The organism is Candidatus Poribacteria bacterium (assembly GCA_021295715.1).
Classification (GTDB): Bacteria; Poribacteria; WGA-4E; order WGA-4E; family WGA-3G; genus WGA-3G.
In genome coordinates, this window is sequence record JAGWBV010000109.1 from 1 (window position 1) to 9,669 (window position 9,669).

General features: G+C 50.0%; 5 protein-coding genes. All 5 read right to left on the reverse strand.

Features of this window, described 5'->3' with window-relative positions; all coding sequences use genetic code 11:
- Positions 1–5,820 (reverse strand): excinuclease ABC subunit UvrA (gene uvrA / locus J4G07_20035; protein ID MCE2416281.1); only part of this gene is annotated, 5,820 nt, incomplete at its 3' end.
- A 135-nt stretch (positions 5,821–5,955) separates the two neighbouring features.
- Entirely contained in the window at positions 5,956–6,873 is a 918-nt protein-coding gene (era, locus tag J4G07_20040) for a GTPase Era (GenBank protein ID MCE2416282.1), read from the reverse strand.
- Positions 6,874–6,972: 99 nt separating this feature from the next.
- Positions 6,973–7,239, reverse strand: a complete 267-nt coding sequence (locus J4G07_20045) for a hypothetical protein (protein ID MCE2416283.1) — start codon at positions 7,237–7,239, stop codon at positions 6,973–6,975.
- 154 nt (positions 7,240–7,393) lie between these two features.
- Positions 7,394–8,008 carry a HEAT repeat domain-containing protein gene (locus J4G07_20050; GenBank protein ID MCE2416284.1) on the reverse strand — a complete coding sequence of 205 codons (615 nt, stop codon included), beginning with the start codon at positions 8,006–8,008 and terminating at the stop codon, positions 7,394–7,396.
- Between the two features lie 344 nt (positions 8,009–8,352).
- The gene (gene trpB / locus J4G07_20055; GenBank protein MCE2416285.1) at positions 8,353–9,585 is read right to left on the reverse strand and encodes a tryptophan synthase subunit beta; all 1,233 of its coding nucleotides are present in this window, start codon (positions 9,583–9,585) and stop codon (positions 8,353–8,355) included.
- Positions 9,586–9,669 lie beyond the last annotated feature (84 nt).

Below are 9,669 nucleotides of genomic sequence, written 5' to 3' on the forward strand. Positions count from 1 at the left end.
TTTACTTCCTTCAGGTCCCAAGTCGATGATCCAATCCGCGGATTTGATAATATCAATGTTATGTTCAACAGCGATAATCGTGTTGCCCGCGTCAACAAGTCGGTTTAGCACTTTGAGGAGTTTTTGGATGTCATCGAAATGGAGCCCTGTCGTCGGTTCGTCCATGATATAGAGCGTTGAACCCGTTTGAAGACGTGCTAATTCCTTCGCCAGTTTGACGCGCTGCGCTTCACCACCGGAGAGTGTTGTCGCCGATTGTCCCAATTCTATATAACCGAGTCCGACATCTGTTAACATCTGGAGTGTTCGGCAGATACGCGGGCTTTCGGTGAAGAAGGGGAGTGCCTCATCTACCGTCATCCTTAAGACTTCAGCGATATTTTTGCCGTTGTAACGGATTTCGAGGGTCTCTACATTGTAACCAGTGCTATTACAGGTCTCACACGGCATCCATATATCAGGGAGGAAATGCATCTCGACGCGATTGAAACGGTGCCCCTCACATACGTGACACTGTCCGTGTGCGAGGTTGAAACTGAACGTGCCCATACTATACCCCCGCATCTTTGCATCGTGTTGCTCGGCGAAGAGTTCACGGATTTTCGTGAACAGATCGGTATACGTCGCTGGATTGGAACGCGGCGTTTCTCCGATCGCCTTCTGGTCTACATTGATGAGACGTTTGATATGGCTAACACCGCGGATGCTTCTATACTCAGGTAGCCCGTAGTCGTTATATATCGGCTCTCGGTTGCCATCGCTGAGGTAATGGGTATAGCGACGGTCTTCAGGATCACCGGTTTTGATAGAATTCCGACTCTCAAGAGCGGGTTTTAGGGTCCCCTCAACGAGCGAACTCTTTCCACACCCAGAAACACCAGTTACACAGGTAAGGGTTCCGAGCGGAATCTTGACATCAATGTTCTTGAGATTGTTCGTTTGCGCCCCGAATATCGCTAACTGTTTGCCGATGCCTTTGCGCCGAGTTTTCGGAACAGGAATCTCCACTTCATTGGACAGATAGGCTTGTGTCAAGGATTTTTTATTTTTACCTTGCGGGTGTCTTTCTCCTGAGTCGCTCTCCACTTCGTTACGGGCTATCGGTTGTGTGCTAATCACTGATTGCTGATCGCTGATCGCTGATCGCTGGAAGGTATCCGGTGTGCCGATAGCAACAATCTCACCCCCACCTTTTCCTGCTTGGGGACCGAAATCAATCACATGATCGGCGGCTAATATTGTATCTCGGTCGTGTTCAACGACAAGGACGCTGTTGCCGATATCGCGGAGTTCCTTGAGTGCCGCAATGAGGCGTTCTTGGTCGCGTGGGTGTAAGCCGATGCTCGGTTCGTCGAGAATATAGGTTACCCCGGTGAGACCGCTACCGAGTTGGCTTGCGAGTTGAATTCTGCGCATTTCGCCCCCCGAAAGCGTCGGTGCCCCGCGCTCTAACGCGAGATAGCCGAGACCAATATTTTCCAAGAACTCGAGGCGGGTCCGAATTTGGCGTAGGACTTCGGCTTCAAATTCAGGTGACGTATGAATGTGAAGTGCGGGATGTGTCGCTCTTGAGGTTGACACACCTTCCCTGCCCGGGAGATCACCCTTACCGTTTTGTGCGTCATCGGCGACTTGGACTTCAATCTGTCTCAGACGTGTGTTGAAGAATTCAATAATTTCGGTAATTGACAGTGCCATTAATTCAGAGACGGTCATATTCTCGAATCTGACGTAACTTGGAAAGGGTTTCAGTCGTGTGCCGTGGCATTGGTTGCAGGGGTCATAGGGTGGGTGAATACTTCTTCCGCGTCCATCACAGAAATCGCACGCCCCGACCTTGTTATTAAAGGAGAAGTGACGTGGTGTTAATTGGCCAAAGTTGTTACCGCAAGAACGGCATATGGCATGTTCGCTAAGGAAATGTCTGCCTGTTGTTTGTCCGCGTTCCCTTTTCTCGATGAGCACGAACCCGCCACTTTGAAGGAGTGCCAACTCTACCGCTTCCGTAAAACGGCTTTTTTCTTCGTCTACAAGTTCAATGCGGTCGATAACGATAAAGATCTCATGGTGAATACCTCTACTTAACTTTGGCACTTCATCAAGTCGGTGAATTTCGCCATCAATTTGGACGCGCACAAACCCTGCTCTTTGCAATCGACGAAATACATCGGCGTAATCCTCATTCCCTTTCAAACCGAATGCCGATTCATTCGCGTTAACGTCAACGATTTTACCGCGTGACACGCCTTCTTGACCTTCGGGAAGCAGCAAGAAGTTCGTGAGGGGTGCGAGGACATCCACTCGCTGTTCACGAAGGATTCCAAAAACCTGCTCCGTTATCTCCTCTGCTGATTGTGGCTGTACCTCCTCTTGACAATCGGGACAGTAGGGGTTGCCCCATCTGGCGTAAAGCGTGCGGAGTCCATCGTGTATCTCTGTAATCGTTGCGACAGTAGATCTTGGGTTCTGTCCAGCATTAGCATGCGAAATAGCAATCGCGGGGGAGAGTCCCTCAATTTTTGAGACTTTGGGCTTCTCCATCTGCCCTATAAACTGACGGGCATAAGTGCTGAGCGTTTCGATATAGCGGCGCTGTCCTTCGGCATAAACGGTATCCAGTGCGAGCGATGTCTTACCAGACCCGCTCACGCCGGTCAATGCGGTCATTTTCCGATGCGGAATATCAATGTCAATATTTTTGAGATTATTCTCTGTCGCTCCGCGCACAATAATGGCTTTTGGGTCGGATTGGAAGACTGGAAGAGTGGAAGACTCGGAGAGGTTACCATTCTTTCCATTCTTCCAGTCTTCCGTTTCTTCCATCCTTCCATCTTTCAGTATCTCAAAATCGCCCCGAAGGGCCCGACCCGTGTAAGACTCAGGCATTTCTGCAATCTCTTCAGGGGTTCCTACAGCGACAATAGTGCCGCCACCAATACCGCCCTCGGGTCCCAAATCAATGAGATAATCCGCGGAATTGACGACTTCCAGATTATGCTCAACAACGACAACCGTGTTGCCGTCCTCAACGAGCCGATGCAGTATCGTTAACAGTTTATTTACATCGTCAAAGTGTAAACCGGTTGTGGGTTCATCAAGGATATAGAGCGTTTTACCTGTGCCGCGTTTGGAGAGTTCCCGCGAGAGTTTGATACGTTGTGCTTCCCCCCCTGAAAGCGTGGGAGCGGGTTGTCCGAGCTTAATGTAATCCAAACCGACATCGTGGAGGAGTTTCAACCCTCGTGCGACCCTCGGAATATCAGCGAAATGTGCGAGCGCGGTGTCAATATCCATTTCAAGAACTTCAGAGATATTTTTCCCCTTGTATTTAATGGCAAGAGTTTCGCTGTTGAAGCGTTTTCCCTCGCACACCTCACACTCCACCCACACATCGGAGAGGAGTCCCATATCGACCTTCTTCGCGCCGTTCCCGCTACACGCTTCACATCTGCCGCCAGTGACGTTGAAACTAAACCGTCCAGGTTTATAGCCTCGCAATTTTGCATCGGGCAATCCCGCATAGAGTGCGCGTATCGCATCGAAAACCTTTGTGTAGGTCGCAGCGTTGGAACGTGGCGTTCGCCCGATAGGTGCCATGTCAATGTTGATAATTTTGTCAATGACCTTAGAGATCGGAACATTTTTTCCTTCGATGATACCTCGAATATCGTCGTAATCGCCTGGTACAGTCTTTGCTTTCATGAGGTCACGAGCGAGTGCGCTGTAGAGAATATCGTGAATTAAGGAACTCTTTCCAGATCCACTCACACCTGTTACACAACAGAGCGTACCCACCGGTATTTTAGGGCTGATACCTTGGAGATTGTTCTGACGTGCGTTGCAGATTTGCACCCATCTATCCCCTATCGGACGACGGGATTCCGGTTGAACGATCACCTTATCGCCTCGGAGATATTGTGCCGTGAGGGTATTACTCTCCTCCATGAACTGTGCGGGTGTGCCGATATCTGTTATCTTCCCACCCTTAATACCCGCACCGGGACCGAAATCAACAATCAGGTCAGCCACCAACATGGTCGCCTCATCGTGTTCAACAACGATAACGGTATTGCCCTGATCTCGCAAGTTTAGGAGGGTCATCAGCAAACCAGCATGGTCGCGTGGATGTAAACCGATACTCGGTTCATCAAGGACATAGGTGACATCGCGTAATCCAGCACCTACCTGACTCGCAAGGCGAATGCGCTGCGCTTCGCCACCGGAAAGTGTCGGTGCGGGGCGTGCAAGCGTTAGGTACCCCAATCCCACGTCCATAAGGAATCCGAGTCGTCCTCGAATTTCCTTTAACAGCTCCGACGCGATGAACGCCTCGCGCTCTCGGAGTACTAACTCGCCGAAGAATTTGGATGCGTCCTGAATGGACATTTCAAGGATGTCCGTTATGGAGGTATCCCCTATCGTTATCGCTTTCACCCACGGGTTCAGTCGGGTTCCGTCACAGGTCCTACAGGACATTTTGACGAAATAATCAGGGTAGGCACCCTCACCGGTTTCATCATCTTCAAAGTGATACTTCTGTTCTTCAGTTGGAATAATCCCGTGAAAATGGACACGATATTGTCGCAGGTGCTGCTGCTGTGGCTTTCGTCTTCGCCGGCGTCGCTTTTTGCCGCGTTGCTTTCGCCCGGTGTTTTCGGTACTCCTCGGCGTGTTACCCGTGTTGCTGTCTCTACTCGGGGCGGTAATCGTAAGAACATCGTCGCCGGTGCCGTAGAGAACTGCCTGTTGTTGTTCGGGTGTTAGGTCTTTCCAAGGGGTTTCAATATCGAATGCGAGGTGTTTTGCGAGTGCTTCAGCGATCACTTTTTCCCTTGCGGTGTCTCGTGTATTAAGAGGTCCCCATAGGCTTATGGCACCTTGCGTGATAGAGAGGGTATCATCCGGAACGATCAACTTGGGCGAGATGCCCATTTGCACGCCTAACCCCCGACAATTCTCGCACATTCCATCAGGGTTGTTGAAAGAGAAGTGCCGAGGTTCGGGTTTCACGAAGCTGATCCGGCAGCGCGCACACGTATAGTCCTCGCTAAAGAGTAGGTCGTCTTCCTCCGACGCAAACGGAGATCCCTCGCCTTCAGTAGGAACGACGTGAACAAGGAGACTTCCGTTCCCACGCATGAGTGCGGTCTCCACGGCTTGAGCGACGCGCGGTTCAATTCCGTCTTTGATAACAACCCGGTCGATGACGACATCGACGTCGTGGCGTTGATTGGGATTGAGGGTTAGCCCTGGTCGGAGTTCGTATATTTCACCGTCGATTCGCACCCTCGCGAAACCCGCTTTGCGTAAATCTTCAAATTCTTTTTGGTGGGCACCGCGGGAACCTCTGAAAATGGGTGCTAAAACGATAAGTCTGGTGCGTTCTGGGTAATCAAGCAAAGCCTGGACGATATCCGCGGGAGTTTGTGAACCGACTTCACGTCCGCATTCGGGACAGTGGAATTGTCCTGCACGGGCATAAAGGACACGGAGGTAGTCGTAGACCTCGGTTACGGTTGCGACCGTGGAACGCGGGTTATGTCCCGTTGATCCCTGATCGATAGCGATAGATGGAGATAGTCCAACAATTTCGTCGACATCCGGCTTACCGAGTTGTCCTAAAAACTGCCGGGCGTATGCCGATAAAGACTCGATGTATCGACGTTGCCCTTCAGCGTAAACGGTATCAATTGCCATCGAAGACTTGCCTGAACCGCTCACACCGGTGAAGACGATGAGTTTATCTTTCGGAAGTTGGATATCAATATTTCTTAGATTGTGTTCGCGCGCACCCTGCACGAGAATTGATTCTTCCGTCATTTTTTTAGCTATTTGGCTCCTGGTCTGCCTTACTTACGCAAACCTATAGAGGCTTGCGGGACAATGTTTCAGGCAGGTTTTGGTTAATTCTTGGCTGGATTGGAGGCGATTCAGTTTTTATTTACGAGAATGAAACTAAATATCTGAAAAACCGCCCAACTCTTTGAGTTTGCGCGGGTCTTTACGCCAATTGGCTTTGACTGTTACGTAGATTTCTAAAAAGACGCGGGTGTCTAAGAATTTTTCAATATCGATCCGTGCGAGTTCACCAACCCGTTTAACGACCTTGCCACCCTTACCGATGATAATTTGCTTTTGTGTCTGGCGTTCTGTATAAACAATGGCTCGGATATAAATAATTTCATCCGACTTCTTCGTCCGGCGCTTTTCAAACTCTTCAACAACGACAGCGGAGGCGTAAGGGATTTCGCGTTGCGTCATGAGCATAATCTTTTCACGAACGGTCTCGGCAATGAAAAAGCGTTCAGGAAGGTCACTGAGTTGGTCTTCTGGAAAATAGCGGGGTCCCAGCGGTAGGTAAGTCTCAATCTGCTCAAGAAGGAGGGGCACACCATCGGCAGTTAATGCGGAAATAGGTATCATGTGCGCGAATTCAAACTTCTGAGCGTAGTCCTCAAAAATTGGGAGTAAGGTTGGCTTCGCGACGAGATCCACCTTATTGAGAACGAGAATTGTTGCCAGTTGACTGCGCTTGAGACGTTTTAGGATCGTGTCTTCGATCTGAGGGTCTCGGCGCGCGACATCAATCACAAAAAGGACGACATCGGCATCTCCTAAAGCCCCATACGCCGTTTTGACCATTTCACTTTGTAAGCGGTACTTGGGGTCCATCAGTCCGGGCGTATCAACAAAGATAATTTGATGGGCATCGGTGGTGACAATTCCGCGAATCTGATTCCGAGTTGTTTGTGGTTTCGGGGTAACGATAGCGAGTTTCTGCCCTAAAATGGTATTGAGCAGGGTGGATTTCCCGACATTCGGCGCGCCGATAATGCTAACGTACCCTGATTTGAAATTTTGATTTTCGTCCATGATTTTTGAAGATAGAGAGAGCCGTGATGCCCTTCAAAGCAGCGGAGGCAAAATAGTATAAGGTCCCAATTCAAGCCGATCTAACTTCGCCATACATTTTTAAGACTTAGCCGTTGGTTTTGATAATCCTTCGATGTGTTCGCTAACCCATTCCTGAATTAGTGCCCGTGGAGAGATGCCGCGCGCCTTCGCGATCGCGTTAACGACTTTAGCGTCTTTTGGTGTTAATGGAACGGTGACTCCAGGCTGAAAAACAGGCTCATGTATATCTTCAAGCTCGTCCTCAAAATCAGTTAAGTCGTGCGTGTCCCAAAACTCCGCGAGTTCTTGAATTGAATCTGTTTGTGGGATTTTTTTAGGTTTCATTATCGCAACTGTATAACTATTTTAACACGGAACAAATAGTTAATTCAAATTAAAATCAGAGTTATCCGGTTTTCGACAGTCTCATAGGTTTGTGAAGGCAGCCGCGGGCGGGCAAACCACTCCATAGGTTAGAGCACCGGTTTTGAGGATACCTTCAGGCATTCTGCTCTTCAATTTGATGCAATGCCTCGCTGACGTAGCGGCGGACCCATTCGCTTTCGGTGGCTTCTGCCAATGTGTTCAACGCAGAAATGGCTTGTGGATTCCCGATTCTACCTAAAGCCACAACAGCGGCGGAACAGACGGCTCTATCGGTGTCCCAAATGCTGCTCGTGAGTGCCTCTATGACCTGGACAGGTGGATTTGAAACCCTCTCTTCGTCGAGTCCTAATTCACCGAGGGCAACGACGGCGGCGCATCGCATGTCAGCTTCTTCGTCTTGCAGAAATGGGATGAGCACGTCAACCGCGCGGGCATCGCGGATATGTCCAAGGGAAGAGATAGCGAAACGGCGAACGGTTGAATTGTTATCGCTTAAGGCGTTGATGAGTGGCGCGACAGCATGCACATCCCCGACACCGCCTAATCCTTCAGCGGCATAAGCGCGCATTTCAGCGGATTCCGACCGTAGTTTTCGCAACAACACGTGTGTTGGGATATACCGCCAGTTTCTGACGGGACCGCTTCGATGTGCGAGCCACTTGATAAACTTGCTGGCTTTTTGCGATAGGGACAGGTTTGCTGCAGAATCTGTGGTCTCGCGCGTCATAGTGCCACCTCGCTATTTTTTAGACTACGCGACAAGAATTATAGCACATCTCGTAGTTAGATTACAAGTTGTTTTTGGCTGAAACTTAGGGGCATTTAGTTTTAAGAAATTATTGAGTTTCGCGATGCTTTTCGAGGATCCGGTGCGGTTGGGAAACCGCACCTACCGGGCCCGGGGATCAAAACGTCCCAAAAAACGGAAACCCATCATCCGTGCTGGCGAGGTTCCTAACCTCGCCAACTCCCCAGTGTACACTTAATTATGGACTTTACCATAAATGCCCCATGCTGAAATAGGCGCTGCTCTGATCAAAAGACGAAGGTGACAACCTATATTTTCTACTTCTAAAGTTTGATGCCCAACTCACTTGCGATAGTGTAAACATCCTTGTCGCCGCGACCTGAGAGACAGACAGCGATGACTTTGTCTTTACCGAGTTTGGGTGCGAGCTCACGCAGATAGGCAATGGCATGTGCGGATTCCAATGCTGGGATGATGCCCTCTGTCTCCGATAACAACCGGAACCCTTCTATCGCCTCTTCATCCGTAACCGGGACGTATTCCGCCCTACCGGTCTCGCGATAATAACTGTGTTCTGGTCCGACACCCGGGTAATCCAATCCTGCGGAGATCGAATGCGCGGGGGTTATCTGACCGTCATCTTCTTGTAATAGATAGCACTTCGCACCGTGGAAAACACCAACACTCCCCGCAGTGAGAGGTGCCGCGTGTCGTCCACTTCGGATGCTTTCGCCTGCGGCTTCCACACCGATAAGCCGAACGGATTCATCGGCGTAGAAGGGGTAGAACATGCCGAGTGAATTGCTCCCGCCCCCGACACAGGCGACAACACAATCTGGTAGCGTGCCTTCCTGCTCTAAAATCTGTGATCTCGCCTCGTCACCGATGACGGATTGGAAGTCTCGAACGATCATCGGATAAGGGTGAGCACCGACAACCGAACCGAGAAGTAGATAAGTGGTTCGGACGTTCGTGACCCAATCGCGGAAACAAGCGTTGATCGCATCCTTGAGGGTCCGCGAGCCAGAGTTAACTGGGACGACCTTTGTCCCCATGAGTTGCATACGGAAGACGTTGAGTGCCTGTCGTTCTATGTCTTCCTCACCCATATACACCTCGCACGCCATACCGAACTTTGCGGAGACAGTAGCTGTTGCGACACCGTGTTGTCCTGCCCCGGTTTCAGCGATGATGCGTTTTTTGCCCATCCATCGTGCGAGGAGGATTTGACCGATCGCGCTGTTAATTTTGTGTGCCCCTGTATGGTTGAGGTCTTCGCGTTTGAGATATATTTTCGCGCCGCCGAGCGTCTCTGTCAAATGCTCGGCATAATAGAGCGGGTTTGGCCGTCCGACATATTCACGGAGATAGTACTGAAATTCTTGTTGGAAGTCAGGATTGTCTTTGAGTTCTATGTATGCTTCTTCGAGTTCTAAAAGGGCAGGCATGAGCGTTTCGGGGACGTATCTGCCTCCGAATTGTCCGAAATGCCCTGTTGCATCAGGGAGTTTTTTAATTATACCTTGCGGTTGGTTTGAGTGGACTTGGGATTTCATATTTATTTATCCAAATCTTCGGTTCTAAAACCCCCAGTCTTTAGACGGGGGATACAGAACCGCTCCTGTATTGTGTCAAAAAAA

Coding starts and splice junctions, on each gene's coding strand:
- J4G07_20045 (MCE2416283.1), bottom strand. CDS start 7,239: ATGAAACCTAAAAAAATCCCACAAACAGATTCAATTCAAGAACTCGCG.
- trpB (MCE2416285.1), bottom strand. CDS start 9,585: ATGAAATCCCAAGTCCACTCAAACCAACCGCAAGGTATAATTAAAAAA.
- era (MCE2416282.1), bottom strand. CDS start 6,873: ATGGACGAAAATCAAAATTTCAAATCAGGGTACGTTAGCATTATCGGC.
- J4G07_20050 (MCE2416284.1), bottom strand. CDS start 8,008: ATGACGCGCGAGACCACAGATTCTGCAGCAAACCTGTCCCTATCGCAA.